24 protein-coding genes are annotated in these 26240 nt (G+C 69.5%); 8 read left to right on the top strand and 16 right to left on the bottom strand.

The window, feature by feature from the left end; genetic code table 11:
* Position 1: 1 nt before the first annotated feature.
* Positions 2-1246 (bottom strand): serine hydrolase domain-containing protein, encoded by a 1245-nt coding sequence (locus tag EPN98_RS23675; RefSeq protein ID WP_293365432.1) that lies wholly within the window; start codon positions 1244-1246, stop codon positions 2-4.
* Between the two features lie 139 nt (positions 1247-1385).
* Between EPN98_RS23675 and EPN98_RS23670 the strand changes: the two genes are divergently transcribed.
* Entirely contained in the window at positions 1386-2714 is a 1329-nt protein-coding gene (locus EPN98_RS23670) for a dicarboxylate/amino acid:cation symporter (RefSeq protein WP_293365431.1), read from the top strand.
* Here EPN98_RS23670 and EPN98_RS23665 read toward each other — a convergent pair whose 3' ends face one another.
* Positions 2715-3143 (bottom strand): response regulator, encoded by a 429-nt coding sequence (locus EPN98_RS23665; protein ID WP_293365430.1) that lies wholly within the window; start codon positions 3141-3143, stop codon positions 2715-2717.
* 536 nt (positions 3144-3679) lie between these two features.
* Between EPN98_RS23665 and EPN98_RS23660 the strand changes: the two genes are divergently transcribed.
* Positions 3680-4288, top strand: a complete 609-nt coding sequence (locus EPN98_RS23660; RefSeq protein WP_293365429.1) for a PEPxxWA-CTERM sorting domain-containing protein — start codon at positions 3680-3682, stop codon at positions 4286-4288.
* A 34-nt stretch (positions 4289-4322) separates the two neighbouring features.
* Here the strand turns inward: EPN98_RS23660 and EPN98_RS23655 are convergent, their stop codons facing one another.
* From EPN98_RS23655 to EPN98_RS23635, 5 genes are all read right to left on the bottom strand, one after another.
* On the bottom strand, positions 4323-5465 hold the full coding sequence (locus EPN98_RS23655; RefSeq protein ID WP_293365428.1) for a helix-turn-helix transcriptional regulator: 1143 nt from the start codon (positions 5463-5465) through the stop codon (positions 4323-4325).
* A gap of 122 nt (positions 5466-5587) precedes the next feature.
* On the bottom strand, positions 5588-7021 hold the full coding sequence (locus EPN98_RS23650; RefSeq protein ID WP_293365427.1) for an HWE histidine kinase domain-containing protein: 1434 nt from the start codon (positions 7019-7021) through the stop codon (positions 5588-5590).
* Positions 7022-7226: 205 nt separating this feature from the next.
* Positions 7227-7622 (bottom strand): hypothetical protein, encoded by a 396-nt coding sequence (locus EPN98_RS23645; protein ID WP_293365426.1) that lies wholly within the window; start codon positions 7620-7622, stop codon positions 7227-7229.
* A 64-nt stretch (positions 7623-7686) separates the two neighbouring features.
* A complete protein-coding gene (locus EPN98_RS23640) occupies positions 7687-9366 on the bottom strand; it encodes a sensor histidine kinase (RefSeq protein WP_293365425.1) in 1680 nt (559 codons plus the stop codon).
* Positions 9367-9473: 107 nt separating this feature from the next.
* A complete protein-coding gene (locus EPN98_RS23635; protein ID WP_293365424.1) occupies positions 9474-11132 on the bottom strand; it encodes a M28 family metallopeptidase in 1659 nt (552 codons plus the stop codon).
* 119 nt (positions 11133-11251) lie between these two features.
* On the opposite strand from EPN98_RS23635, the gene EPN98_RS23630 reads away from it, so the two are divergent.
* The 4 genes from EPN98_RS23630 (at position 11252) to EPN98_RS23615 (ending at position 13572) form a co-directional block, all read left to right on the top strand.
* Positions 11252-11515, top strand: coding sequence for a hypothetical protein (locus EPN98_RS23630; RefSeq protein WP_293365423.1), 264 nt, complete (start codon positions 11252-11254; stop codon positions 11513-11515).
* A gap of 162 nt (positions 11516-11677) precedes the next feature.
* A complete protein-coding gene (locus EPN98_RS23625; protein ID WP_293365422.1) occupies positions 11678-12334 on the top strand; it encodes a hypothetical protein in 657 nt (218 codons plus the stop codon).
* A 39-nt stretch (positions 12335-12373) separates the two neighbouring features.
* Complete coding sequence (locus EPN98_RS23620) at positions 12374-12739, top strand: phage holin family protein (RefSeq protein ID WP_293365421.1); 366 nt, start codon at positions 12374-12376, stop codon at positions 12737-12739.
* Entirely contained in the window at positions 12736-13572 is an 837-nt protein-coding gene (locus EPN98_RS23615) for a DUF3618 domain-containing protein (RefSeq protein ID WP_293365420.1), read from the top strand. Before EPN98_RS23620 ends, EPN98_RS23615 begins: the two co-directional genes overlap by 4 nt.
* Positions 13573-13639: 67 nt before the next feature.
* Here the strand turns inward: EPN98_RS23615 and EPN98_RS23610 are convergent, their stop codons facing one another.
* Both EPN98_RS23610 and EPN98_RS23605 read right to left on the bottom strand, forming a co-directional pair.
* On the bottom strand, positions 13640-14488 hold the full coding sequence (locus EPN98_RS23610) for a copper resistance protein B (protein WP_366558523.1): 849 nt from the start codon (positions 14486-14488) through the stop codon (positions 13640-13642).
* A 272-nt stretch (positions 14489-14760) separates the two neighbouring features.
* Positions 14761-16476 (bottom strand): copper resistance system multicopper oxidase, encoded by a 1716-nt coding sequence (locus EPN98_RS23605; protein WP_293365418.1) that lies wholly within the window; start codon positions 16474-16476, stop codon positions 14761-14763.
* 69 nt (positions 16477-16545) lie between these two features.
* Here EPN98_RS23605 and EPN98_RS23600 point away from each other — a divergent pair, with 69 nt between their 5' ends.
* Positions 16546-17259: a PepSY domain-containing protein gene (locus EPN98_RS23600; protein WP_293365417.1), complete on the top strand. Its 714-nt coding sequence runs from the start codon at positions 16546-16548 to the stop codon at positions 17257-17259.
* A 2-nt stretch (positions 17260-17261) separates the two neighbouring features.
* Here the strand turns inward: EPN98_RS23600 and EPN98_RS23595 are convergent, their stop codons facing one another.
* Positions 17262-17537, bottom strand: a complete 276-nt coding sequence (locus EPN98_RS23595) for a metal-sensitive transcriptional regulator (protein WP_293365416.1) — start codon at positions 17535-17537, stop codon at positions 17262-17264.
* Positions 17538-17629: 92 nt separating this feature from the next.
* On the opposite strand from EPN98_RS23595, the gene EPN98_RS23590 reads away from it, so the two are divergent.
* Positions 17630-19999 carry a heavy metal translocating P-type ATPase gene (locus EPN98_RS23590; RefSeq protein WP_293365414.1) on the top strand — a complete coding sequence of 790 codons (2370 nt, stop codon included), beginning with the start codon at positions 17630-17632 and terminating at the stop codon, positions 19997-19999.
* A gap of 18 nt (positions 20000-20017) precedes the next feature.
* Here the strand turns inward: EPN98_RS23590 and EPN98_RS23585 are convergent, their stop codons facing one another.
* From EPN98_RS23585 to EPN98_RS23560, 6 genes are all read right to left on the bottom strand, one after another.
* Complete coding sequence (locus EPN98_RS23585) at positions 20018-21055, bottom strand: hypothetical protein (RefSeq protein WP_293365413.1); 1038 nt, start codon at positions 21053-21055, stop codon at positions 20018-20020.
* On the bottom strand, positions 21055-22089 hold the full coding sequence (locus EPN98_RS23580) for a hypothetical protein (RefSeq protein ID WP_293365412.1): 1035 nt from the start codon (positions 22087-22089) through the stop codon (positions 21055-21057). Before EPN98_RS23580 ends, EPN98_RS23585 begins: the two co-directional genes overlap by 1 nt.
* A gap of 79 nt (positions 22090-22168) precedes the next feature.
* Positions 22169-23395, bottom strand: coding sequence for an MFS transporter (locus EPN98_RS23575; protein WP_293365411.1), 1227 nt, complete (start codon positions 23393-23395; stop codon positions 22169-22171).
* A gap of 87 nt (positions 23396-23482) precedes the next feature.
* Positions 23483-24106, bottom strand: coding sequence for a DUF4142 domain-containing protein (locus EPN98_RS23570; RefSeq protein WP_293365409.1), 624 nt, complete (start codon positions 24104-24106; stop codon positions 23483-23485).
* 62 nt (positions 24107-24168) lie between these two features.
* On the bottom strand, positions 24169-25107 hold the full coding sequence (locus tag EPN98_RS23565; protein ID WP_293365407.1) for an aspartyl protease family protein: 939 nt from the start codon (positions 25105-25107) through the stop codon (positions 24169-24171).
* The gene (locus tag EPN98_RS23560) at positions 25104-26171 is read right to left on the bottom strand and encodes a beta-N-acetylglucosaminidase domain-containing protein (protein WP_293365406.1); all 1068 of its coding nucleotides are present in this window, start codon (positions 26169-26171) and stop codon (positions 25104-25106) included. Before EPN98_RS23560 ends, EPN98_RS23565 begins: the two co-directional genes overlap by 4 nt.
* Positions 26172-26240 lie beyond the last annotated feature (69 nt).

Here is a 26240-nt window from a genome sequence, read left to right as displayed (position 1 = left end):
CTCAGGCCTTCTTATCGGTGAGGGCGGCGTAGACCGCCTTGGGAGAGATGTCGCGGACGGCCGGCGTGCCGCGGCCCGGGATCGAACCCTCGATGTTCTGGATCATGCCGACGAAGACGATGTCGTTGGTGGGATCGATCCAGAACCAGGTGCCGAACGCGCCGCCCCACCAGTAGCTGTCCTGGCCGTGAGGCAGGCCACTCTCGGCCGGGCGCTCATGGACGGCGAAGTCCATGCCGAAGCCCAGGCCCTTCTGGACCGGACCATAGAGGTCGATGCCGACGCCGGGCCTGAGGACCGACTTGCGCATCAGCTTGACGGTCCCGAGCTTCAACACCCGCGCGCCGTCCAGCTCGCCGCCGTTCAGCAGGGCCTGGCAGAAGCGGAAGTAGTCGGGGGCTGTGGAGTAGAGGCCGCCCGATCCGGCGAGGAAGCGCGGCTTGGCGGTGGCCCGTCGCATCTCGCCGGGCATCCGGGCGATCTTGCCATCCACGTAGTTGTGCACGGCCACGAGGCGGTCGACCTTGGCCGGATCGACCCAGAACTGGGTGTCGGTCATCTTCAGCGGCGTGAAGATATGCTTCTGGAAGTAGTCGGCGAGATCCATCCCCGACAGCTTTTCAACGACATAGCCCTGGATATTCACGCAAGGCCCATAGGCCCAGTCCGTGCCGGGCTGGCTGACCAGCGGCAGCTTGGCCAGCTTGTCGATCATGCCCTGAAGATCGGTCTCGGCCAGATTGACGCCTTCGTAGACCGAGCTCACGCCGAAGCCGGCGGTGTGGCTCATCAGCTGGGCCATGGTCATCGGGCTGGCCTGGGCCACGTCGCCCGCCGGGGTCCTGACCTTGAGGCCGGCGAACTGGGGCACGAACTTCGAGACGGGATCGTCGAGCTTCCACTTGCCCTGCTCGTAGAGCTGCATCATGGCCACGCCGGTGATCGGCTTGGTCATCGAGGCGATGCGGAAGATCGAGTCCGTCGCCAACGGGGTCGGCGCCGAGGCGTCCTGCTTCCCGTAGGCGTCGAGGTTCACGACCTTGCCCTTGCGGGCCAGCAGGGTGACGACGCCGGCCAGCTTCTGCTGATCGACCAGCGCATGCATCTCGGCGTTCAGAGCCGCGACGCCCGCGGCGGAGAAGCCGGCCGAGGCCGGCGGCTGCACGGCGATCTTCGCCCAGGCGGGCAGGGCGGCGAAGCCCGCGGCGCCCGCGACGCCCAGCAAAAGGTTGCGGCGGTCCAGCATGTCGTCCTCCCCGGAGCCGGCGTCCGTCTGTGCGGACGCTCCAGGCCCAGCATTCCCTGTCTTCGAATACTCGACCAGCCGTTTTGCCGGGATGTTTCTGACGCTACGGTGGCGGGCGAACAATGCGGGGGAATCGCGGGTGGCAGGGATCAGGACGGCCGAGGCGCCGGCGGCGAAGAAGCCGCTGTGGACGCAGCTCTACCTGCAGGTCCTGGTCGCGATCGCCCTGGGGGCGGTCATCGGCCACTTCTGGCCAGCGACCGGCGAGGCGCTCAAGCCTCTGGGCGACGCCTTCATCAAGCTGGTGAAGATGATCATCGCCCCGGTGATCTTCCTGACCGTGGTCACCGGCATCGCCGGCATGCGCGACATCGGCAAAGTGGGCGGGGTGGCGGCGAAGGCCTTCGCCTACTTCATCACGGTCTCCAGCTTTGCGCTGGTGGTCGGCCTGATCGTCGCCAACCTGCTGCAGCCCGGCGCGGGCATGAACATCGATCCCGCCACCCTCGATGCCGAGGCGGTCAAGGGCTACGCCGCCAAGTCGCATGACATGACCATCGTGGGCTTCCTGATGGACATCATCCCCGCCACGGTCGCCGGCGCCTTCGTGGACGGCAACATCCTGCAGGTGCTGTTCTTCTCGATCCCGTTCGGCGTGGCGCTGGCCATGATCGGCGAGCGCGGCCAGCCGGCGCTGGACGTTCTGAACGCGGTGGCCGAAGCGTTCTTCCGGCTGGTGGCGATCTTCATGCGCGCGGCGCCGATCGGCGCGTTCGGCGCGTTCGCCTTCACCATCGGCAAGTACGGGATCGAAAGCATCCAGAACCTGCTGATCCTGGTGGCCACCTTCTACGGCACCTCGATCCTGTTCGTGCTGGTGGTGCTGGGCTCGATCGCGGCGCTGAACGGCTTCTCGATCCTCAAGCTGCTTCGCTACCTGAAGGAGGAACTCTGGCTGGTTCTGGGCACCAGCTCCTCGGAGGCGGCCCTGCCAAGCCTGATGGAGAAGCTGGAGCGGGCGGGCGCGGCCAAGGCGGTGGTCGGACTGGTCGTGCCCACCGGCTACAGCTTCAACCTGGACGGCACCAACATCTACATGACCTTGGCGGCGCTGTTCATCGCCCAGGCGCTGGGGATCCAGCTGTCGCTCGAGGAGCAACTGCTGCTGCTGGGGGTGGCGATGCTGAGCTCGAAGGGGGCGGCCGGCGTGACCGGCGCAGGGTTCATCACGCTGGCGGCGACCCTGCAGGTGGTGCCCAGCGTCCCGGTGGCCGGGATGGCGCTGATCCTGGGCGTCGACCGGTTCATGAGCGAGTGCCGCGCGCTGACCAACTTCGTGGGCAACGCGGTGGCGACGCTGGTGGTGTCGCGATGGGAAGGGCAGCTGGATCGCGAAAAGCTCGCGGCGGTGCTGAACGCCGCGCCGGGCGAGCTGGCGGCGAGACCCGTCGAGGCCGATGCGGACTGATCAGGCGGTCTTGAGCGCCTGGGGCGTGGTCGCGGCGTGGCCGACACAGCGCTTGATGGTCGCCATCAGCCCGGAGACCAGGATGGGCTTCGACACGAAGTCGTTGAATCCCAGGGCGACATATTCGGCGGGGCGACGGGAATAGACGTCCGCGGTCAGCGCGATCACCGGCGTGGTGCGTTCGGGGCCGGAAGAGGCGCGAAGCTGTTCGATGACTTCGATGCCGGTCATGCCCGGCATGTGGATGTCGAGCAGCATGATGTCGAAGGCCTCGACGGCCAGCCGCTCGAGCGCGTCCTTGCCGCTGCACGCCATCACCGCCTGGTGCCCGAAGGCGCCCAGGATCTCCTGCACGACGCGCAGGTTCATCGGATCGTCATCGACGTGCAGGACCTTGAGGCTCCTGCCGCCGTCACCCGGGTGGGACACGGGCTGGCTCCGAGGGGCGACGCTTAGGGGGAAAGCGCCCGACAACGCCTCAGATTTGAGGCCCGGAGTTTAAGGTAAGGCTATCGGATGTGCTGAATCCGGCTTTACCACGACGATTGACGGGGCATGGCTCAGGAATCCCCGCCTCGCCGTTCAGATCATGCCCGACGCGGCCATGATGATCGCGACCGCCGAGGCGCACAGCGCCATCGTTTCGGGAAGCCTGGACCAGCGGATGGCGTAGCGAACGCGCATTCAGACCTCGGGGGCGGGATGCCTGTTGGGGCTCGCCACCCGGACCACCGCACTCAGGGGGGAGGGATGGGTTGCGGCAAAGGGTCGGGGCTGGGGCGGCCGCCGGCCTTCGGTCCGGGTGACGAGGTCTCGTAAATCCAGTTGTTGAAAGTTTAGTAAATACTGGATTCATCACTGTCAAGCGCCGGCCACTCGCCTGTCAGGGATAATCCGTTCGGCTGATGCGGCCTGTGGTGACGCGGCGCCATCGTGGGCCTCTCAAGTGACCAAGGGGTGCTTCCATGAACTTCAAGACTACGCTCGTCGCCGCAGGCCTTTCCGCCATCGTTCTCGGGCCTGGGCCCGCCGCCGCGGCGACGGTCGTCAACGCCACGCGGATCGAGATCACCAGTGCGATCCCGGACTGGATCCAGATCGCCGAAGTGTTCGCCTTCGAGTTTGGGTCGCTTGACAATGTCGCGTCCGCCGCCGAAGGCGGCACGGCCAGCGCCACAAGCTCGGGATTTGGCGGCCCTGCCCACGGCGCGATCGACGGCAACGCCAGCCCTTCCTACGGCAGCCACTTCTATCACTCGGGATCGCCCGGCGGCGGTGAGAAGCTGACGATCAACCTGGGTCGCACCGCGACCCTCGACAGCCTGCGGATCGTCGGACGCAATGACCTGCGCGGTCGTGACTTTTGGAATGTCTCGGTCTTCGACGCGGCGGATACGGTCCTGTTCTCTGGCCAGCTGGATGCTCGAACGACCGCGAACTTCGACGCCGTCGCTAAGTTCGATGCGCCGTCCGTGGGCGGCATCCCCGAGCCATCCACCTGGGCGATGATGATCCTGGGCTTCGGCGCCGCGGGGGCTGCCATGCGCTCGCGCCGACGGGTCGCCGTGGTCTGAGGCCTCGCTCGGCGGGCCCGCGCTGTCGCCGGTCTCAGCGCGGGGCCGGCGCGCTGGCGAGGCGCATCATCAGCTTCACCAGCTCGGCCTGGCGGGAGACCCCAGTCTTGTCGAAGATCCTGGCCAGCTGGAAGCGCACGGTGTTGACGCTGAGCCCGAACTTCTCGGCCGCCTCGGCCAGCGTCAGGCCTTCGAAAATGGCGGCGGCCAGGCGTACCTCGGCGGCGGTGAGTCCGAACAGGTCCCGCAACTCGCCGTCGGGCGCATCGACCGGCGACTCCAGGTCGGTCACGCTCACCAGGACGGGCGCCGTGGCTCGGAAGACGGCGCCCTCGTCCAGGGGCAGGGGCGCCGTCCGCAGCGCCAGCGCCGGTCCGCCATCGCTGCGCGGCACGCTCATCGACCCGCCGGTACGGGCGGCGTCGCGATTGGCAGCCAGCCCCACGAGCCGCTCAAACCGCCGTGCGGCGTCGCCGTCATGGGGCGTCAGACGCCCGTTCAGGACGGTCAACCCCAGCCGTCCCCGCAAGATCTTCTCAGCGGCGCGGTTGGCGAAGATCAGCGTGCACGCGGCGTCCACGAGAAACAGCGGATGCGCTGAGTTGTGGAGCGCTTCCGACAGGCTTCGGACCACCCCGAGCGGGCCTGCCAGCCGCCGGCCGATGGCGTAGGCCCGCACCATGTGCGGCTGCAGCCGCGCGGCGAGATCCAGATCGTCGGACTCGAAGGCGTCGCCGGTCCGACGACCGATGTTGATGGTGCTGGCCACCGACCCTTCGTTGCCCAGCCGGATGAAAAGCGCCCGGTCGACGTCTTGGGGGCGCATGAAATCGTTGTAGTATTCGGATGCGTGATAGGCGTCGCGGTCGAGGCAGTCCTCATCGGTCTGGATCCGCTGGGTCAGCGTGAGAGCCACGCCCGGATTGGCGTCATCGGACTTGAAGATGTTCAACGCGCCGAAGTGCTGGGCGTAGGCGTCCACCCACGCGGGATCCGAGCGGTAGAGGATCGCCTCGACCCCCGCGCCGGTGGACATGTCGATGCGCGTCAGGCAGCCGCGGAGACCTCCGACCGACTCCGAGAGACGCTCCATGACGTCGACCCAAAGGTTGGGATCGTAGGCGGAGGCGTAGATGCGCTGGATCAGGTCTTCCTCGGACTTCAGGTTCGCGCCCATGCTTTGGACTCCTGTCGGCCGCATTCTCCGCGGTTCATCGACCCAGCTTAGCCGCACGCGCGCGGGCGACATCATCCATTTGGATTAAGCCGTCATCCAAACGGACTAATGCCGCGGGCTGGTCAGCCCTGGTCAGGCCGGGGCGGCGTCTCCAGCGGGGCGGTGATCCGGCAGATCACGCCCTCGGGCTCGAACAGCAGTTCGGCGACGCCGTTGAGGTCGGCGCGGACGCCCTGCGACAGGAGGCGCGAGCCGAAGCCGCGGCGCTTGGGCGCGGCCACCGGCGGACCCCCGAACTCGCGCCACTCCAGCTCGAACAGCACACGGTCATCCTCGCGGCGTGTCCGCCAGGTCAAGGCGACTCCGCCGACGTCGCCCGACAGTCCGCCGTACTTGGTGGCGTTGGTGGCCAGCTCGTGCAGCGCCATCGACAGCGCGATGGCCGCGCGGGCGGTCACGCGGACTTCGGGGCCCGAGACGGTGATGCGGGTCTCGTCGAAGGGCGCCAGTCCGACCTGGGCGATCTCGCGCATGCCGGCGCCTTCCCAGTTCTCGCGGGTCAGGATGTCGTGGGCGGCGGATAGCGAGACGAGGCGCGCGGTGAAGATCTCGCTCATCTCGGCGGGGTTACGCTCGCTGCGCAGGGTCTGGCGGGCGATGGACTGCACGGCGGCCAGGGTGTTCTTCACACGGTGGTTCAGCTCGTTGATGAGCAGAGTGCGGCGTTCCTCGGCCCGCTTGCGCTCGTCGATGTCGATGGCGGCCGACAGCGTCTTGACGATGCGGCCGTTGGCGTTGCGTTCGAACACCACGGCGCGGTCCAGAATCCAGCGGTACGTCCCGTCGGGCCGCAGTACGCGCAGCTCGAACTCCGACACCTCGCCGTCCGGGCGCTGGGCGAGGTAGGCGAGGCGGCGGCCCACATGATGGAAGTCGTCGGGGTGGATGAGGCGGCGGACGAGGTCGCCGCCGCCGGCGATGAGTTCTTCGACCGTATGCCCGTAGACCGCCTCGGTGTTGCCGCCCACCCAGATCGACGATCCGGTCTCGAAGTCGAAGAGGTAGTTGGCGCTGGGGGTGACCGAGTTGACCCGCGCCAGCTGTTCCCGGTTCGCACGCGCGACCCGGTCGAGAGTCTGTGCGTCCGTGAGGTCGTAGAGGCTGACGACGACGCCGGTGACGCCCATGTTCCCGGCGGCGCGGGGCGCGACCTGAAGACGGAGATGGCGAACCTCTCCGGCGCGGTCGTCCAGGGTGAGTTCGAAAATGGTTTGCTCGCCCTGCAGGGCCTTGGCCATGGGCTCGCGCAGGGCATCCATCAGCGGGGGATGGACGACGCTCTCAGCCGCCTCGTCCGCTGCAGGCGCAGGCTTGAGCAGCCATCTCTGGAAGGCCGGGTTGGCGTAGTCGAGGACACCCTCGGCGTTCATCACCAGCGCGCCCCACGGCGCGGCGTCGGTCATCCGATAGAGGCTGGCCCGGTCGATAGGCGCGCGCCCCATCTGCGCCTCGAGCTCTGCGACCCGGGCGGCGAGCCGCGCATTCTCCGCCTTCAAGTCCTCTGACAGATCCACAAGTCCCGGAAAGCAATGTTCCAATTGCCCGCCAGGGTAGCGTGGGTCGCCAGGACTAGCGAGCGATGTTCCTGCGACTTATTCGCTGGGAGCCCGCGCGCCAGAGGAGGACGCTCGTGCGCTGCGGAGCCGCGCCGCCGGGACCCGCCGTCCCGGTGAGCGTGCGGGCCGAGTGCGCCGTATCCGGCTAGCAGGGGTAGCGGCGCTCGATCGTCACGCGACGGCCGATGTAGGGATCGTAGACGCGTTCCCGCGTGATGCAGGTGCGCTCGCGGTAGCGATAGGGCCGATCGTAGGGATCGTAGGCGCCATAGCCGCCGGAGTAGCGATCATAGCGCGGATCGTAGCGGTAGCCGTTGTCATAGTAGTAGCCGCCGCGGTCACGTCGGTTGCCGCCATTCGACAGCGCCGCGCCCAGGGCGAGGCCCGCCACGCCGCCCAGGATGGCGGCGGCGACTTCGTCATCCCCGCCACCGCGATGATGGCGATAATGACGGCGGTCGGCGAAGGCCGGGCCGGCGGTCGCCAGGACGGCGCCCGCCGCGATGACGCCGGCCATGCCCGAGGTGAGGATCTTGCGCATATGTGCCTCCTGATCGGGGGCCAGTTAACGCGCGCGCGCCATGAACCGTGGCTGAACGCCGATGTCAGCCGTCGGCGCCGGAGACTCCCGAAGCCTCCGCAGGGGCGAGGGGCAGGTCGAAGGTCACACGCGTCCCGACGCCCACCGTCGAGTCCAGCTTCAGCGCCCCGCCGTGCTGCCGGACCAGTTCGGCCGAGAGCGACAGGCCCAGGCCCGTGCCGCGGCGGCGGCTCTCGGCGTCCCCGGCCTGGGCGTAGGCGCGGCCCACCCTGGGAAGATCCGCCGGCGAGATGCCGCGTCCCTGGTCGGCCACATGGATCACGAGCCGATCGCCCACGATCTCGCCCGAAACGGTGACGCTGCTGTCGGGGTCCGAGAACTTGATCCCGTTCGAGACCAGGTTGATGAGCACCTGCTTGACCGCACGGGGATCGGCCCAGACGTCAGGCCAGGGTCCCGGGACAGATGCGACGGTGACCCCCGACTCCAGGGCCAGGCCTCGGACCAGACGAAGGGCCTGTTCGACGACCTCGCCGCTGGCGATGCGCGCCGAGACCAGCTCCATACGGCCGGCTTCGAGGCGGGCGGTGTCGAGCAGGTCGGTGACCAGGTCGGCGAGGTGCGAGCCGGCCAGTTCGATCGACTGGGCGTAATCGACGTACTTGGGGCTCCCCAGCGGGCCGTGCGTCTGCCGGGACATCAGGCTTGAGAACCCCACGACCGAAGTGAGCGGCGAGCGCAGCTCATGGGTCATGGTGGCCAGCAGCAGCGAGCGGGCCGCCATGGCGTCCTCGGCGGCCTTGCGGGCCTCGGTGGCCTCCTGGAGCAGGGCGTCGCGGGCGGCCATGACGCTGGCCACGATGATCGGACCCAGGGCGACCAGCATCACGCCCAGACGCAGGGACAGCATCGCGAGCGGCGTCTCCAGCGACAGGCCGAAGGCCTGCGGGTTCGTACCGATCACCAGCAGCGTCCACACGGCGAAGGTGAGGTTCAGAAGCGCCGCGGCGGCGCGGCCATAGGTGAGCGCGCACCACAGCAGGGTGGGGACGGCGAACGCCAGCGCGCCCGGCCCGCCCATCAGCGGCGTGACGGCGAGGCTCAGCAGATACGCCAGCAAGGGCGCCGCCTCCGCCGGGCGCACGCGCGCGATCCGGCGGGACCACTCCGCCGGCTGCAGGCGGCTCGGCGCCGTCAGCATGACCGGCAGTATGATCATGTAGTTGGCGAGCTCGGTGGCGGCCCAGAAGAAGAAGACGCCGGGCGAAGCCGCCCCCCGGAACAGGAAGGGGTGCGCCGTCGCGCCGGCGATCCCGACCGCGATCGACGCCAGCGCCACCATCACGATGACCGAGATCACCGAGGTGGGCCGCTTCAACGCGACATCGTCGGCCTGAAGCCGCGAAAGCAACAGGAAGCCCACGATCACGCCAGAGAGGTTGATGCCTGTCAGGGTCAGGGTGCGCACAAGGGCGCTGCCCGTTGCGACATCGGCCACCACGTAGGCGACCAAGGCGGCCAGCCAGCCGGCGGGGGTCGCGAGCCGGGGCCAGCGGACAAAGAGCCCCAGCAGCACGGCATTCGCGGGCCAGAAGGCGCTGAGGAGGCCGACCGGGCGCAGCACAATACCTAGAAGAGCCGCGGCCAGTACGGCGGCCGCCACGACGAGGGGGCCGGCGACCCGGGCCCGCAAGGGGCCGGAAGCCGATCGATCAGCGACCGAGACAATCTGGCCGGTGCTCATGACCCCACTGCCACTTGGCGGATCTGTTGGGCGGCGAACAAATCAGCGCGGCGCGTGGGGATCAACCCGCCAAGAGGTCCCCTGCGACAAACTGTACCTTACGCGCCCTAGCGGCGCCGCCCGGCGCTCGCGGCGCGGACTGGCTTGAACTCGGACGAGGCGTTCCAATCGGGCCAGGCGGTGGAGTTGGCAAGGTCGCGTCCCGCCTCGAACGCCAGGTTCACGTCGTCGGCCGCGCCCCGGTAGTCCTGATCGGCGGCCCACACGTCGCAGGTCTGGTGGTAGCATCGGGCGGTGTAGTCCTCGACCCACTTGTCGCCGGCGGCCTTGCCGCCCGAGACGAGGTCCGCGCCGCCGCTCATGCCCATGAAGAGCACAGTGGGCACGCCGCGCTTGGCGACCGAGAAGTGGTCGGCGCGGTAGAAGAGGGCGCGCTCCGGCCGCGGGTCGGGGGTGATCGTGCGGCCGTGCCGGGCGGCGACACCGGCCAGATGGGCCTCCAGCTCGTTCTGCCCCGAGCCCACCAGCACCACGTCCTTTGCCGGGCCCGCGGTCTGCAGGACATCGAAGGTGTAGTTGGCGACCATCTTGGCGAGCGAGGCCTCGGCCTGCTGGGCGTAGTACTCGCTGCCCAGGAGGCCGCGCTCCTCGGCGGTCCAGGCGGCGAAGAGAATGGTGCGCTCGGGAGGCGGCCCGGCCTTGAACGCGCGCGCGGTCTCGATCACGCCGGCGACGCCCACGGCGTCGTCGACGGCGCCCGGGCGGATCGTCTTGCCGGTCGGATCGGCGGGATCGACGCCGTAGGCATCCCAGTGGGCGGCGTAGAGGATCGTCTCGTCCGGCCGCTTGGCGCCGGGCAGCGCGGCCAGCACGTTCTGGCTCTTCAACTGCGTGACCGTGTTGCGATAGTCGGCCGAGAACGTGGTGCCCTTGAGCGGAACGGGCGTGAAGGCGGCGGTTCTGGCGCGGGCCTTCTCGGCTTCGAAGTCGAGGCCGGCGTCCTTGAACAATTGAACCGTGAGATCGCGCTGGATCCAGCCCTGCAACAGCAGCTTGTCCTTGGCCGGGTCCTTGCGCACGACGTCGAAACTCTCGCCGTTGGGCGCCACCACGGTGTTCCAGCCGTAGGCTGCGCCGGCCGTCTCGTGGACGATAAGCATGCCGAGGGCGCCCCGACGGGCGGCCTCCTCGTACTTGTAGACCCAGCGTGCGTAGTAGGTCGCCGCCTTGCCGCCGAACTTCCCTGAGACCGGGTCGAGCGAGGTCGCCTCGAAGTCGGGGTCGTTGATGAGGACGATCGCGATCTTGCCCTTGAGATCGACGCCCTTGAAATCGTCCCAGCCGCGTTCCGGCGCGGTGACGCCATAGCCCACGAAGACCATGGGGGCGGCGCGGATCGCCACACGCTCGACCGGACGCTGGGTCTCGATGCGCAGATCCTTCTGGGTCGCCAGCGACGTGGATCTGCCGTTGACGGTGAGGGTGTAGGTCCCGCCCGGCTCGGTCTGGAAGCGGCGCAGGGGCACGTCCTGCGTCCAGCCGCCCCTGTCGCCGGCCGGCTTCAGGCCCAGCGCCTGGAACTGACTGACGATGAAGTCGATGGTGCGGGGCTCGCCCGGGCCGCCCGGACCACGTCCGGCATAGGGCTCGGACGCGAGCTCGCGGGTGATGTCGGACAACCGCTGCGCGGAGATCGCCTGCGCCTGCGCAGAGCCTGCGCCAAAGATCAGCAGCGAGAGGACTGGAGCGATAAAGGGACGCGTCATATTTCTCGTATAGTGTGTAACGAGGCTGGCCGCCTGGGGTTTGACGCGGTGGCTGACGTCTAAGGCTTGCAGGGGCTGTCGCCGCGAGGCACATGCACCGGAGAGTTAGGGTGCGACCGATGGGAATCTTCGACGACGCGACGCGCAAACTGGCCGGCGACAGTTTCGGCCGGCATGTAAAGCCCGAGGGGCTGGCGGGCCCGTTCGAGATCTACGAGGGCTATGACGAAAACCCGCTGAGCCGCCTGCGGCGCCTCAGCCGCTCGGCCCGTCGCAGCCTGCAGGCGGCGATGGACCGCGAAGCCCTCGCGATGGGCGCGATCGGCCTCGCGGTCGGGGTCGCGATCGGCGCGGCGCTGATGCATCGGCGCAGCCGCCGCTAAGCCGCAAACTTCGGGCCGCTATGTCGGGCGTCCGACGTTCCTCCTGAAAAAGAGACGCTTGCGGCTTGGCCGTAGGCGCCTAACCGCCAGAGCTGCGTTTAGCCCCCAAGGCGCGCGGCCGACGCTGCGACGCCGCGGCGTCCCTGCCTGGCGGAGAGCAATATGACCGACATCCCGACGAACAGCACAACGCCCACCGGCCGCAGCGCCCAGGCGAAGGACCTCATTGGCCAGGCCGGCCAGACCCTGAAGGCCGAGGCGCAGAGCTTCGCACACGTGGCGCAGGACCGCGTGCAGGCCGAAGCGCGGCGCGGAACCCAGGTGGCGACGAAGACCCTGGGCGATTTCGCCAACGCGGTCCGCCGCGCGGGCGATGACCTGGACCAGAACGACCAGACTCCGGCCTCGCGGCTGGTGCGCCAGGCGGCGGACGGGCTGGAAAGCCTATCGCGCAACCTTGCCGACAAGGAGCCCGGCGACCTGATGAACGCCGTGCGCGACTTCGGCCGCAAGAACCCGGCGGCCTTTATCGGCGGCGCGGTTCTCGTGGGGCTGGCGATCGGGAGATTTGCCCGGGCCAGCGAGCCCGACTCGTCCAGCGGCCTGGGCGACGCAGACCTGACGCTGGCCGGCGCCGACATGCTGGACAGATCGCCGACGGCGGCCTTTGGCGGCGGTCTCGCCGCGCCACCGGTTGAGGACGCCAGCGGGTTCAAGGCTTCCGACATCGATGCCGACCCGGCGCTTGCCGCCGAGGACGGGACCGCGGGGCTGGGCGAGACCTATCCCACGACGACGCCTCCCGTCGGAGGTCGCTAGGCCATGGACGGCGGCGGACCCTCGCCGAGAGGGGCCGGCGTGGCCGACCTTCTGGGCCAACTGGGCGGCGACATCGCCGGACTGGTGCGCAAGGAGGCCGAGCTCGTCCGGGCCGAGGTTGCGGAAAAGCTGAGCGCGGCGGGCAAGGCGGTCGCCGACATCGCCGCCGGGGCCCTGCTGCTGGTGGCGGCGCTTCTCGTGCTGTTGCAGGCGCTGGTGCTGGCCCTGTCGAAGATCATGGACCCGATCTGGGCGTCGCTGCTGGTCGGCGCCGGCGTGGCGTGCGTCGGCTACGTGCTGGTTCGCGCCGGAATGAAGGCGATCTCGATCAAGGGCCTCGCGCCCGACCGGACCGCCCGGCAACTCAAGAAGGACGCAGACCTCATGAAGGGGAACCCCCAATGACCAAGACACCCGCCGAGCTGGAACGCGAGGTCGAGGACGCGCGCGGCCGCATCGACCGGACGGTCGAGGCCCTGAAAGACAAGATGCAACCCAAAGAACTGTTCGATGAGGCGACGAAGATCATGGGCGGAACCAGCAACAAGGTGCTGACGACGGCGGTGGAGCAGCTGCGCGAGAACCCGATCCCGATCGCGCTGATCGGCCTGGGCGTGGCGTGGCTGGCCATCGGCCAGACCCGACGCTCGAGCGGGGGCACGGGGTATCCCGCCGGCTACTATCCGGTCCACGAGGGCTACGACGACGACGAGTCGATCCGGGCCCGCGTGAAGGCCAAGGCCGAGCAGGCCAAGGCGCGCCTCTCGGAAACCGCCGAGCAGGCCAAGCAGCGGCTGTCCAGCGTCCAGAGTCATGCGGGCGACAGCCTCTCGGCGGTTCGCGACAAGGCGTCCGAGTATGCTCACGTCGCCCAGGACAAGGCCGGCGAGTACGGTCGCCTGGCGAAGCGGCGGTTCGACGACACCCTGGACCACGAGCCGCTGGTGATCGGCGCCATCGGACTTGCGGTCGGCGCGGCGATCGGCGCGGCTCTGCCGGCGAGCCCCGTCGAGCGGCGCTACTTCGGTCCCGCCCGGACCAAGGCGGCCGACGCGGCGAAGGCCTCGCTCGATCAGGTCAAGGACGTGGCCCAGCGCGCCTATGAGCAGGTGAAGGACGAACTGCATCGCCAGACCGGCCCGGAAGGCGAGGGCGCCACCCTGGCCGAAAAGGCCCAGGCGATCGCCGAAGCCGGCGCCCGAACGGTCAAGGAAGACCTGGAAGGGCGCGCGCACTAGCGCGACCCGGGCCTCTGCCTCCCGAGCCTAGGGAGGCGGAGGTCTCGGCGCCGCCCCCGCGCGGCCGCTAGAACCAGGCGCGCAGGCCGACCACGAGGCGGGTGTCGCTGCGGGAATCTCCGGCGAGCCGGGCGAGGTCGGCGGTGTCGCCGAGTTTGCGCTCCCAGTTCACGCCGACATAGGGCGCGAACTCCGGGGTGAAGGCGTAGCGGAGACGCAGACCCAGCTCTAGGTCGGTGACGCCAGAGCCCACGCCGATGGCCCTGTCGCGACTGGCGGCGATATTGATTTCGCCGCGGGGCTCAAGGATCAGTTTCTGGGTGAGGCGCAGGTCGTACGAGCCTTCCAGACGAGCCGAGATGTCGCCCTTGTCGGAGAGAAAGGCCTGGGCGCCGACTTCGAACCAGTAGGGGGCGAGGCCCTCGACGCCGAGGGTCGCATAGGTGCGGCGGGGACGGGGCTGGAAGTCCTGACGCACGCCGGCCTGCAGGTTGAAATAGGGCCCGATGGCGCGCGCATACAGCGCCTGGACCTCGGCGGCCTCCAGGTCATCCCCGGCGCCGTCGCCCTCGGTCTTCAGAACGACGCGGTGGATATCGCCGCCGTAGGAGGCGCTGGCTTCCCAGCCGAAGCCCGTGCCGTGCCCGGTCGGGCGGACCTCGGCCGTCTCGACCATCACCGTCGTCCACCGCATGACGCCATGTTCCCGGCGCAAGGTCTCCCGCGCGGCGGCCATGACCTGCGGCGGGAAGAAGCGGTCGGCGGCGTGGTCGGCCGGGATGGGCGGCGCCGGTGCGTTGCCCACGACGCCTTGGGGAGCCGACATGTTGTGGCCGGCGTGCGGGTCGGCGCTCTTCGCCTCCGGCATCATGTGGCCGGCATGAGGATCGGCCGCGGCGGGCGACGCAGGCATCATGTGACCTGCATGCGGGTCGGCAGGGGCCGCTGGGCTCGTCTTCGGCATCCTGTGCCCCGCGTGCGGATCTGCAGGCTGCCCCGCGGGCGCGGGCATGCGGTGGCCGGCGTGCGGGTCGGCGCTCTTCGCCTCCGGCATCTTGTGACCCGCATGGGGATCGGATGGGGCGGGCGGCGCGGTCGCCTCAGGCGTCCTGTGGCCCGCGTGGGGATCCGCGGGCTGGGCTAAAGCGGGCGTCGCGAGCGCGGCGGCGGCCAGGATCGCAAGGCGCATCACGCGGCCTCTCCGTCCAGAGGGCGCACCGTCACGACCTTGAACATGCCGGCGTGCATGTGCAGCAGCATGTGGCAGTGGAAGGCCCAGTCGCCGGGCGCGTCGGCGGTGAGGTCGAAGGAGGCCTTGCCGCCCGGCATGACGTTGATCGTGTGCTTGCGCGGCTGGTGGCCGGGATTGCCGTTCACCAGATCCATGAAGTGCCCGTGCAGGTGGATCGGGTGGTTCATCATGGAGTCGTTGACCAGGGTCACGCGGACCCGCTCGTCGCGGCGGAACGGTATGGGTTTGGTGATCTCGCTGAACTTCTCGCCGTCGAAGGCCCACATGAACCGCTCCATGTTGCCGGTCAGATGGATCTCCATCGACCGCGACGGCGGGCGCGTGTCGGGGTTCGGCTGCAGCGCTACGAGGTTCGCGTAGGTCAGGATGCGGCCCGGCTCGGTCTCCAGGCCGGTCGGGCGGTCGGCGACCCGATCGACGGGCATCGGCGAGATCATCTGCACGCCGGGGCCCTGGCGCACCTGCGGCGCGTTCTTCGGGTCCAGCATCGACATCGTGTGCCCGCCGCCGCCGCCGTGGTCCATGCCCGCGTGACCGGCCATGTCCATGCCCATGTCCTTCATCGTGAGGATCGGGCGGGCGCGCAGGGGCGGCGCGTCGGCGATCAGGCCGGGGCGCGGCGACAGCGTGGCGCGGACCAGGCCCGAGCGGTCGGCCGCCTCGGCCACAAGGGCGTAGGGCCGATCCTGCGTGGGCGTGACAACGACGTCGTAGGTCTCGGCGTTGGCGATCTGCAGTTCATCGACCTCGACAGGGCGCACATCCTGGCCGTCGGCCTGCACCACGGTCATGGCGAGGCCCGGGATGCGGACGTTGAAGAGGGTCATGGCCGCCGCGTTGACCAGCCGGATGCGCACCCGCTCGCCCGGCGTGAAGAGGCCGGTCCAGTTGTCCTGGAGGCCGTGGCCATTGGCCAGGTAGTGGTAGGTCGAGGCCGTCACGTCGAGGATGTCGGTGGCGTCCATTCGCATGGCCGCCCATTCGACCCGGTCTTTCAAAGACTGGTCCTTGCCCGCCAGCAGCCCCGCCACCGTCTGCTTCTGGCGGTTGAAGTGGCCCCCCTCCTGCTTGAGCTTCTTCATCAGCACGTGGGGGTGGGTGAAGCTGTAGTCTGACAGCACGACCACATGCTCGCGGTCGTAGGCCACGGGGTCGGCGCCCTTGGGGTCGATCACCAGCGGCGCATAGTGGCCCTCCAGCTCCTGGAGGCCCGAGTGGCTGTGGTACCAGTAGGTCCCGGCCTGAACGATGGGGAATTCGTAGACGAAGGTCTGACCAGGCTTGATGCCGGGGAAGCTGACGCCAGGAACGCCGTCCATTTGGAAGGGCAGGATCAGGCCATGCCAGTGGATCGAGGTGTCCTCGGAAAGCCGGTTGGTGACGGCGATGCGGACGTTCTGGCCTTCCTTCAGCCGGATCAGAGGACCGGGGACCGTGCCGTTGATCGCGATGCCGTGGCCGGCGCGGCCGTTGATGCGCAGCGGCGCATGGTCGATCGTCAGCGCGATCTCTTCGCCCGACAGCGTCCGGCGGGGCGTGATCCCGGGCGTCTGGCTGTGCGCCCAGTGGGGCAGCGCGCCGGCGGCGCTCAGCGCGGCGGCGCCGGTGAGGATCTGTCGTCGATCGGGAAAAGCGGTGGCGCGGGGGCGCATGCTGTCGGGACCTAGGCTCTACTGGTGGCGGGAATCGGGCGCCGCTGCGCCCGCTCGGGAGAGTTCGTGATGCTCAGGCTGTCGACCCAGATCCATAAGTGGCTGGCCCTTGTGGTCGGCCTGCAGGTCCTGGGCTGGGTGCTGGGCGGCGTGGTGATGACCGCCATCCCGATCGAGAGGGTGCGCAGCGAGCATCACCTCGCCAAGTTCCAGCCGGACTCGCTGCCGACCGAGGGACTGGTGGATTATCGCCAGGCCGCCGCCGCCGTTGGCGTCACGCCGGTCGAGGCGACGCTGAAGTCCAGCCTGCGCGGACCGCTCTGGGTTCTGAAGGACGCCCAAGGCGGGAGCCACGTGGTCGACGCGGCGACGGGCCGGCACGTCGCGCCCCTGCCGGCGAAGGAGGCGCGCTTCCTCGCCGGCGCGCAGTACGAGGGCAAGGGGCAGCCGGGCGTTCCTCAGTGGTTCGCCACCGCGCCGCAGGAGGCGGGCAAGCCCGGGCCGTTGTGGGCGGTCGACTTCCACGACGCCGAGAACACACGGTTCTACCTGTCGCCCGAGACGGGCGAGGTGGTCAGCCGACGCTCGGATGTCTGGCGGCTCTACGACGCCTTCTGGCGCATCCACATCCTGGACTTCAGGGACGGCGAGAACTTCAACCACCCGTTGATCATCGCGGCGGCCGTGCTGACCCTGCCGGTCGTCATCACGGGCCTGATCCTGCTGTGGATCCGCCTGGCGCGCGACCTGAGGGGCGTGCTGGCGCGGCGTCGCAACGCTTAGGATCACCGCGCGGTCCGTTCCAGGAGCTGGATGAGTTCGGACGCCTTCTGGCGCTGCTGATCCCTGTCGCCGGAGACGATGGCGCCCTCGATGCAGTGACCCAGGTGGTCGCGCAGCATCTCGGTCTCGACCTTGGCCAGGGCGGCGCGCACGGCCTGCAGCTGGGTCAGCACGTCGATGCAGTAGCGGTCTTCCTCGACCATGCGGGCGATGCCGCGCACCTGACCCTCGATGCGGTTCAGGCGGTTGAGCAGGCGCGGCTTGTTCTCACGTTCCATGGGCGGCTCCATCGACAAGCCCTCTATATACCCCTGCCGGGTAATTGCAATATGCCCTATGGGGGTATATGTGAAGGGTCCTGGAGGCAGCTATGACCGACCCGAAGACCTGTGGGCATGCACATCACGACGCCCACCACGATCACGCCCATCATGCGGCGGCCGTTACGCCGGACACGACGCTCGATCCCGTCTGCGGAATGACCGTCGATCCGCAGAAGACGGCGCACCACGCCGAGCACGCCGGCCGCGACTTCCACTTCTGCTCTGCCGGATGCCGGACGAAGTTCACCGCCGACCCGCTGCGCTATCTGGAAAAGGACCGTGCGCCGCCGCCGGCCGCGCCGGCGGGCGCGATCTACACCTGCCCGATGCACCCCGAGGTTCAGCAGGTCGGCCCCGGCAGCTGTCCGATCTGCGGCATGGCGCTGGAGCCGGAACTCTTCACCGCCGACGCGGGCCCCAACCCCGAACTGGCCGACATGAGCCGCCGCTTCTGGATCGGCCTGGTTCTGGCGGCGCCGGTGTTCCTGCTGGAGATGGGCGGACACCTCTTCGACCTTCACCGCCTCGTTCCGGCCCAGGCGTCGAACTGGATCCAGTTCGCGCTGGCGACGCCGGTCGTGCTCTGGGCGGGCTGGCCGTTCTTCGCGCGAGGCTGGGCGTCGCTGCAGACGCGCAACCTCAACATGTTCACGCTGATCGCCATGGGCGTGGGCGTGGCCTGGTCCTACAGCGTGGTCGCCACCCTGGCGCCGCAGATTTTCCCGCACGCCTTCCAGAGGCATGACGGCAGCGTTCCGATCTACTTCGAGGCCGCGGCGATGATCACGGTGCTGGTCCTGCTGGGGCAGGTGCTGGAACTGCGCGCCCGCGAGCAGACCTCAGGCGCGATCCGCGCCCTCATGGACCTTGCGCCCAAGACAGCGCGGCGGGTCCGCGACGATGGGTCGGACGAGGAGGTGGCTCTGGACCTGGTCGCCGTGGGCGATCGCCTGCGCGTGCGGCCCGGCGAGAAGGTCCCGGTGGACGGCGAGGTCCTGGAGGGCCGCGTCTCCATCGACGAATCCATGGTCACGGGCGAGTCCATGCCGGTGACCAAGGAGCCCGGCGCCAAGGTTGTCGGCGGCGCGATCAACAAGACCGGCTCCTTTGTCATGCGCGCCGAGAAGGTGGGGGCCGAGACGCTGCTGTCGCAGATCGTCCAGATGGTGGCCCAGGCGCAGCGCAGCCGCGCGCCGATCCAGCGCATGGCCGACCGGGTCTCGGGGTGGTTCGTGCCGGCGGTGATCGCCGTGGCGCTCCTGGCCTTCACCGGCTGGGCGCTCTGGGGGCCGGAGCCTCGCTTCGGCTTCGGGCTGCTGGCCGCCGTCTCGGTGCTGATCATCGCCTGTCCCTGCGCCCTGGGTCTGGCGACGCCGATCTCGATCATGGTGGGTGTGGGCCGTGGCGCCCAGGCGGGCGTGCTGATCAAGAACGCCGAGGCGCTGGAGCGGTTCGAGACCATCGACACCCTGGTGATCGACAAGACCGGGACGCTGACCGAGGGGCGACCGGCGGTGACCGCGATCCTGCCGGTCGCCGGCCTGGACGAGTCCGAAGCCCTGCGACTGGCCGCCAGCCTCGAGCGGAGCAGTGAGCACCCGCTGGCGGACGCCATCCTGCGGGCGGCGAAGGATCGCGGCCTCACCCTCTCCGAGCCGGAGGCGTTCGACTCGCCCGTGGGCAAGGGCGTCGAGGGCCGGGTGGACGGCCGGATGCTGCTGCTGGGTTCGGCGCGGTTCCTTGAGGAGCGCGGCATCGACACGTCGGCGCTGACCGACGACGCCGATGTCCTGCGCTCGGACGGCGTCACGGCGATCTTCATGGGCGTGGACGGGCGCGCCGCCGCGACCTTCGCGATCGCCGATCCGATCAAGGCCACCACCCAGGAGGCGATCCGCGCCCTGAAGGCCGAAGGCGTGCGCCTGGTGATGATGACCGGCGACAACCGGACCACGGCGATGGCCGTCGCGCGGCGCCTGGGTATCGATGAAGTCGAGGCCGACGTGCTGCCGCAGGACAAGGCCGCCGTGGTCGCACGGTTGCGCGCCGAGGGCCGCCGCGTGGCGATGGCGGGCGATGGCGTGAACGATGCGCCGGCGCTGGCGGCGGCCGACGTCGGGATCGCCATGGGCGCCGGCGCCGACGTGGCGATTGAGAGCGCTGGCGTCACGCTGCTGCACGGCGATCTGCAGGGGCTGGTGAAGGCGCGGCGGCTGTCGCGCGCGGTGATGCGCAACATCCGCCAGAACCTGGTCTTCGCCTTCGCCTACAACGCCGCCGGCGTGCCCATCGCGGCGGGCCTGCTGTATCCGGTGACCGGATGGCTGCTCTCGCCGGCCATCGCTGCGGCGGCCATGGCGCTGTCCAGCGTCAGCGTGGTGGGCAACGCGTTGCGGCTGAGGACGGTCAGAATCTGAACCGCTCAGGCGGGCGACCTACTCGCCTTCTTCGCGGACCGCGCCGCGGTTGCCCGCCTGCTCACGGCCCTGCCTCTCTTCCTCGCGTGCGCCGGCCAGGATGCCCGGCAGGGCATAGTTGCCTTCGTGGCAGGCGTACTCATAGACCGGGCCCTTGGCCGCGTTCAGCGCGATCTCGCCCTTCACCTTTTGCGTGAATGTTTCGGGATCATCTAATTCGAACTGATAGAGAATCTGGTTGGCGGCGACCCGAGTGAAGCGCTCGGTCACCTTCAGGTTCTCGGTGGCGCCGCGGAAGGCCTGGTCGGGCCGGAAGTTGGTGGTCTCGACGACCAGCGTGTCGCCGTCCCACCGGCCGATGCTGTCGCCCATCCAGGGACGCACATGCGCAGGCTGATGCTTGCCGCCGATCCGGACGACGCGGGTGTCGTGGACCATCTCGATGACGATGGCCACCTCGTCGCGGGTCTGCGCGATCTGGTAGTGATTGTTGTAGAGCACCGGCAGCATCGGCGGGCCCGAGGTGGAGCCGAAGCCGACCAGGCAGCGCTCGCCGAGGGGCCGGCGTTCCGGTCCGTCAAAGTTGCCGACCCGCGCGTCGCCCTGCCGACGCTGGGCGCGGGCCATGGCTTCCTTGGTGAACGGGATTCGGCCATCGGCGGGCTCGACGATGATCGACGAGCGGCCCTTGCCGTCCAGCCGCATCACCTTGGTGCCGGGGTCGATCCAGAAGGCGTTGTAGCCGCAGGCCGGGCCCGTCGCGCCGCTGCCGCACTCGGGCAGATCGTCGACCTTCGTCTCAGCCGCGGTGGGCTGGGCCAGGCGCGCATTGCGCTGGGCCGTCGCGCCCTCGGCGCGCGCCGTTTCCTCATCGGTCAGCAACAGCCGGTTCCCCAGGCGCGGATCGCGTTCCAGTCGGGTGATGGTGGCGTTGGTCCAGACGCCCGACAGGTCGGGCTGGCCATAGCTGTTGCGGGGCGCCTTGTAGCCCTGAGCGGCCGCGGCGCCTGCCGCGAGCGCCAGGACCGAGGCGAGCGTGAGGAGCGTGGTGCGCATCAATTACTCCCTTCATCGGCGGTCGCCGGCGCGGCGGACTTGGCGGTCTTTTCGGCCTCGCGGGCGCCGGCCAGGATGCCTTCCATGGCGTAGTTCCCCTCGTGGCACGCGTACTCGTAGACCGGCCCTTTGGTGGCGTTGAACGCCACTTCGCCCGAGATCGGCGCGGTATAGGCGCCAGGGTCGTCGACGGTGAATTTGTAGCGGATCTTGTTGGGGCCGATCCGCGTGAGCCACTCGGTGACCTTGACCTTGTCGCTGGAGCCGCCGCGCAGGCCCTGCTCGGGACGCAGGTTGATGGTCTCGATGACCAGGGTCTCGCCGTCCCACCGGCCGATGCTGTCGCCCATCCAGGTCTTGAGGTTGGACGGGTGATGCTGGGCGTTCAGGCGCACGATGCGGGTGTCGTGCACCATCTCGACCTGGAACAGGACCGCGTCCTTGGTCTGCACGATCTCATAGACGTTGTTGTAGTAGCCGTTGGGCAGCATCGGCGGGCCGGCCGATGAGCCGAATGACAGGATGCACCGCTCGCCCAGGCCGCGCGCCTCGGGGCCGTCGGCGCCGCCGAACGTGCGACCGCGGCGGCGCTCCATGGCCTCCCGGGTGAGCGGTGGGAATTGGCCGTTGGCGGGCGAGATCAGGATGGACGTGCGCTTCTCGCCGTTGAATTCGATCAGATTGGCTTCGCTGTCCTTCCAACCCTGGTTGTAGCCACAGTTGAGCCCGGAGATCCCGTCGGGGCCGCAGTCGGCGTTCTTGAGGTCGGTGACCTTGGCGTCGGGCGGGGTCGGCGCGTCGGCGCGGGCGACCTTCTCGGCGTTGGCGTTCTCGATCGCCGCGGCCTCTGCCGGCGTCAGCACCAGCCGATCGCCGAACGCGGCGGGGCGGGTCAGCGGCGTGATCGTGGCGTTGCTCCAGACGCCCTGCAGGTCGGGCTGACCGTGGGCGGTGCGCGGCGCCTTGTAGTCCGCGGCCGCCGCCGGCCCGGACAGGGCGGCAAGCGCCACGGCGAGCAGCCCTGGACGCACCATCGCTAAGCCTCCCAGCAAACCGGTTCTTCTAGACCGCTGAGGGGCAGGATAGGCCGACTTGGCGAAAGGGGAAGGGCCTTCAGGCCGGGTCGCGGCCACCCCTGAGCGCCTGCGACGCTCGCCAGCCCAGCCACGCGGCCGGCAGCATCCAGAGCCCCGCCGAGACCAACGGCGCCCAGGGGCCGATGCTCGAGAACAGAACCCCGCCCACGATCGGGCCGGCGACCCGGGCCAGCGACCCGGAAGCGCTGGCCGCTCCGAGCACGGCCCCCTGGCGGTCGGGATGAGTGGCGCGCGACACGATCGACGTGGCGGCCGGCTGCCAGAGGGCGTTTCCGACGACGCCGACGCACAGCAGGACCGAGGCGACCAGGGCGGTGGGCGAGATCGCCATGGCCGCGTAGCAGGCCGAGGCCAACAACGCGCCGATGACAATGGTGGCTCCGGCCCCCAGTCGCCGTACCGAGTAGCCCGCGATCGCGCCCTGGCTGGCGGCCGCCGCGACCCCGGTGAAGGCCATCAGCAGGCCCACCTCCTTGGGACCCCAGCTGAAGCGGGCGTCCAGCCATAGGCCCAGGTTCGACCAGAGCGACGAGGACGCGAAGAACGCGAAGAAGATGACGCCGAACGCGCGGGCGGATACGGGATTGCGCAGGCCTTCCCCGACGGCGGCGAAAGGATGGCTCCGCGGAGGCGGCGCGCCGTCGAGGCGGCGGCTTTCCTTCACGAAGGCCAGGATGCCGACGATCGCCAGCAGGCAGAGGCCCGAGGCCACCAGCAGCGGCGGCCGGAAGCCGGCGGCGCCCAGTTCCGGACGGGCCAGCAGGCCGCCCAGCGCCGGTCCCACCACGAAGCCCACGCCGAAGGCCGAGCCGATCAGACCCAGTCGCCCCGCCAGCTTCTGGGGCGGTGAGACGTCGACGATGTAGCCCTGGATGGCCGACATATTGCCGGCGAAGAACCCGGCGGCGCCGCGCGCCAGGACGGCGATCCAGATCCCGGGGGCGTAGGCCAGCGCCAGGTAGCCCACGGCCGAGCCCGCGATGGTGATCAGCAGCACCGGGCGGCGGCCGATGCGATCCGACATCCGGCCCCAGAACAACTCGCCCAGGAACTGCCCGGCCGAATAGGTCGCGAACAGCAGAGACACCTGCCAGGGCGGGGCGTTGAAGGCAGTGGCGAAGAACGGCAGCAGCGGGATCACCACGCCGAAGCCGATCAGACTCAGGAAGACAAGCAGCAGCAGCACCGGGACGGCGCCCGGCGCCGAACGCGGGTCGGAGGGCTCTGGCTGTGCGATGGTCACCGACCAGGGCTTATCAGCCCGGACACGATCGTCAAAAGAAACGGGCCGCGCCTCAGAGAGACGCGGCCCAAGTCGGCGGGAAGAATTCTACTTCCTGGCGGGCGCCGGCGGCGCGGCTTGCAGCTTCCTCACCTGGTCGAGATGGCCCTGGATCCTGGGGACGGCCTTGGCCGCGGCGGCCTTCAGGCCGGCGTCCTCACCGTCGTCGGCGTAGCCCTGCATGAGGGTGAGAGCCTCGGAGTGGGCGGCGTCCTGCTGGCTCAGATAGACCTGATCGAACTCCGCGGGGTTGGCGGCGTTGAGGTTGTCGATCAGCCCCTTGCGGCGCTCGTCGAGGCCGGTGGGGAGCGTCTTGCCCGCCGCCGCGACCAGGGACTTCATCTCATTCGACAGCGCGGTGTGGTCGGCGACCATCATCTTGCCGAAGGCCTTCACGGCGGCGGACTGGCCCTTCTTCTGGGCGATCTCGCCGGCCTGGATCTCGTACATGTCGCTGATCGCGGCGTTTGTGACGAAGGCGTCGGTGGAGACCTGGCCCACCGTTGCGGCCGACGTCGCGCCGACCGCCGCGCTGGTCGCGTCCTGGGCAGTGTTGACGGCGTCGTTGGTCGTGCCCGGGTCGGCCGGATTGGCGGCCTGGTCGGTCTTCTGGCAAGCGGCCAGGGTCAGCGCGGCGGTTGCCGCCGCTGCAAGAATGAAGGCGCGTTTCATGGATGCTCTCCCGTTGGGATTTGTGGGGAGCCCAACGGGTCGCCGCCGGGGTTGTTCCCGGGCTAGCGGACGATCATCAACGCGGGCGGGACGAGGTGCAGCCGATCGCCTGCCAGATCGAGCGCCATCCGGTAGCGCGAGAACAGGCCGGTCCCCAGGAGACCGGACGGCGCCGGCGCATTGGCGGCCGGGCGATACACCTGGATCTCCACGTCCCGGAGCGTCAGGTTGCCGATCGTGACGGCGCGCGCCGTGACGCGCCGGTCCAGACTGAGGCCGCCCAGACTGACCGAATGGGCCTGGCTGACAATGCGCCCCGGCGCGAGCAGCCCTGCGTCGCGAGCGGCGTTCTCCGACAGGGCCAGGACGCCGGCCGAGCCGGTGTCGACCAGCACCTCGATCGGCTCGGCGGCCTCGACCTGGACCCGGACCATCGGCCCCCGGCCTCCTTCGGCCAGCACGATGGTGCGGGCGTCCGGCGGGGGCGTGTAGGCGCCGGGGGTCAGAAAGCGCACGCGGCGCATCGGGAAGTCCGCCTCGATCACCACGCGCCGCAGCAGGTCGCGACCGATCAGCATCTGGAACTCACGGCCTGTGGCCTGGGCCAGCGGAGCCAGGTCGAGGGCCGCGGCGCGCAGGTCGGCGACGGCCAGCCCGGGGAGCGCCAGGTCGAGCCGGACGGTATGGGTGAGCATGGGCCCGCCGCTCACGCCGAACGCGACCAGGGGAGCGGCGACGTTGCGTTGCAGCTGAAGTCGTTCGGCCAGCGCCCGGTCGACGGCGCTGAACTGTGCGCCGGAATCGATGACCGCATGGATCGGAGTCCCGTTCACGGCGACCGCGATCTCCATCATCCCGCCGTGCGGAATGGGCTGCCAGGGCGTGTCGCGGCCGTTCCGGAAGCGGGGCGTCAGCGGCGGCCAGGGCAGGCGGTCGCGCACGAGGAACAGGCCGCCTGCCGCGGCGGCCACGCCGATCAGCAGCGACCGGCGCCCGATCACTGGGTCTGCAGCTCGTCGGCGCCGATGGCGAAATGGCCGTCCAGCCAGGCCACGATCTCGCGGGCGGCGGGATGGTCGAACGCCGAGAAGCGGGCGCGCAGGCGTTGGTGCTGCTCGGGCGTGATCCCGCCCAGGCCGGCGTCCTCGAGCAGGAGCAGGGTGCGTTCGACGCCGTCCGCCAGCGCTGGGCCCAACACATCGTGCGCGGCGCGGCGGAACGCGGCGAGGTACTGATAGTCCGCGCCGTCCCGATAGCTCTCGATCAGCGTCAACGCCGGGATGCGCGAGAGCACCGCCTGGGACGCGGTGTTGATCCCGTGCGCGGAAATCTCTGCGCCGATGGCCGCCGGGCGGCCCGTGAAGGCGCGCAGATGCAGATGCGGGCTCATGCGCGGTCCGTCGTTGACCGGATAGTTGTCCCAGAGGAACGGCTTGCGCCGCATCTGCTCGGCCACGCGGGCCAGGTGTCCGGGCGAGAATTCACGCGCGCAAACTTCCTCGCCGGTCCACATCAGGTGGACGGCGGGATCGAGCCCTCGACCCAGGTCCTCCAGATAGTTGGCAGGCCGCTGGCCAAAGACGCGGTCGAGCACCGGATCGTCGGTGTAGTAGCTGGGACAGGCGATGACGCGGGAGGCCGTGGTGCGTTCCGCGATCCAGTGGATGATCTCGACCTGCCGCGCGGCGAGCTCGGGCAGGTCGCCCTTCATGTCGTCGAAGAAGACGCCCAGGTCGGCCAGACCCAGGCTGTCCAGCTGGGCCAGCTTGGCGGAGAGGTCGGCCTTGGCGGCGTCGTCGAAGTTGAGGAACAGCTCGTAGGGGCTCAGGCCCACGCCGAACCGGACGCCCGCGTCGCGACAGACCTGGGCGAAAGCGGCCAGCTCTTCCAGGGTCGCGTCCGGATAGGGCTCGCGCCAGCGGCGGCGAAGATGGCCATCGATCTTTGGGGCGTAGAGGTAGAAGCCGTATCCGGCCGGCGCCAGGGCGCGCACCATGTCGGCGCGCTCTTCCCACGTGTAGGGCCGTCCGAAAAAGCCCTCGATGATGCCGAGCTCGGGTGTCATGCGTCCTGAATAGCGGTTTCTATCGCCTTCGCCACCGCCCGGCGGCTGCAGCGGGTGGCCGTCGTGGCT

The sequence above is a fragment of the Phenylobacterium sp. genome (genome assembly GCF_004299445.1).
Classification (GTDB): Bacteria; Pseudomonadota; Alphaproteobacteria; order Caulobacterales; family Caulobacteraceae; genus Phenylobacterium.
This window is presented reverse-complemented; position numbering and strand designations above follow the sequence as displayed.

What these genes read in the sequence shown, in the direction of transcription:
- EPN98_RS23675 (WP_293365432.1), bottom strand. Translation starts at nt 1,246, where the DNA reads ATGCTGGACCGCCGCAACCTTTTGCTGGGCGTCGCGGGCGCCGCGGGC.
- EPN98_RS23660 (WP_293365429.1), top strand. Translation starts at nt 3,680, where the DNA reads ATGAACTTCAAGACTACGCTCGTCGCCGCAGGCCTTTCCGCCATCGTT.
- EPN98_RS23655 (WP_293365428.1), bottom strand. Translation starts at nt 5,465, where the DNA reads ATGGGCGCGAACCTGAAGTCCGAGGAAGACCTGATCCAGCGCATCTAC.
- EPN98_RS23645 (WP_293365426.1), bottom strand. Translation starts at nt 7,622, where the DNA reads ATGCGCAAGATCCTCACCTCGGGCATGGCCGGCGTCATCGCGGCGGGC.
- EPN98_RS23640 (WP_293365425.1), bottom strand. Translation starts at nt 9,366, where the DNA reads ATGAGCACCGGCCAGATTGTCTCGGTCGCTGATCGATCGGCTTCCGGC.
- EPN98_RS23635 (WP_293365424.1), bottom strand. Translation starts at nt 11,132, where the DNA reads ATGACGCGTCCCTTTATCGCTCCAGTCCTCTCGCTGCTGATCTTTGGC.
- EPN98_RS23630 (WP_293365423.1), top strand. Translation starts at nt 11,252, where the DNA reads ATGGGAATCTTCGACGACGCGACGCGCAAACTGGCCGGCGACAGTTTC.
- EPN98_RS23625 (WP_293365422.1), top strand. Translation starts at nt 11,678, where the DNA reads ATGACCGACATCCCGACGAACAGCACAACGCCCACCGGCCGCAGCGCC.
- EPN98_RS23615 (WP_293365420.1), top strand. Translation starts at nt 12,736, where the DNA reads ATGACCAAGACACCCGCCGAGCTGGAACGCGAGGTCGAGGACGCGCGC.
- EPN98_RS23610 (WP_366558523.1), bottom strand. Translation starts at nt 14,488, where the DNA reads ATGATGCCTGCGTCGCCCGCCGCGGCCGATCCTCATGCCGGCCACATG.
- EPN98_RS23605 (WP_293365418.1), bottom strand. Translation starts at nt 16,476, where the DNA reads ATGCGCCCCCGCGCCACCGCTTTTCCCGATCGACGACAGATCCTCACC.
- EPN98_RS23600 (WP_293365417.1), top strand. Translation starts at nt 16,546, where the DNA reads ATGCTCAGGCTGTCGACCCAGATCCATAAGTGGCTGGCCCTTGTGGTC.
- EPN98_RS23595 (WP_293365416.1), bottom strand. Translation starts at nt 17,537, where the DNA reads ATGGAACGTGAGAACAAGCCGCGCCTGCTCAACCGCCTGAACCGCATC.
- EPN98_RS23590 (WP_293365414.1), top strand. Translation starts at nt 17,630, where the DNA reads ATGACCGACCCGAAGACCTGTGGGCATGCACATCACGACGCCCACCAC.
- EPN98_RS23585 (WP_293365413.1), bottom strand. Translation starts at nt 21,055, where the DNA reads ATGCGCACCACGCTCCTCACGCTCGCCTCGGTCCTGGCGCTCGCGGCA.
- EPN98_RS23580 (WP_293365412.1), bottom strand. Translation starts at nt 22,089, where the DNA reads ATGGTGCGTCCAGGGCTGCTCGCCGTGGCGCTTGCCGCCCTGTCCGGG.
- EPN98_RS23570 (WP_293365409.1), bottom strand. Translation starts at nt 24,106, where the DNA reads ATGAAACGCGCCTTCATTCTTGCAGCGGCGGCAACCGCCGCGCTGACC.
- EPN98_RS23560 (WP_293365406.1), bottom strand. Translation starts at nt 26,171, where the DNA reads ATGACACCCGAGCTCGGCATCATCGAGGGCTTTTTCGGACGGCCCTAC.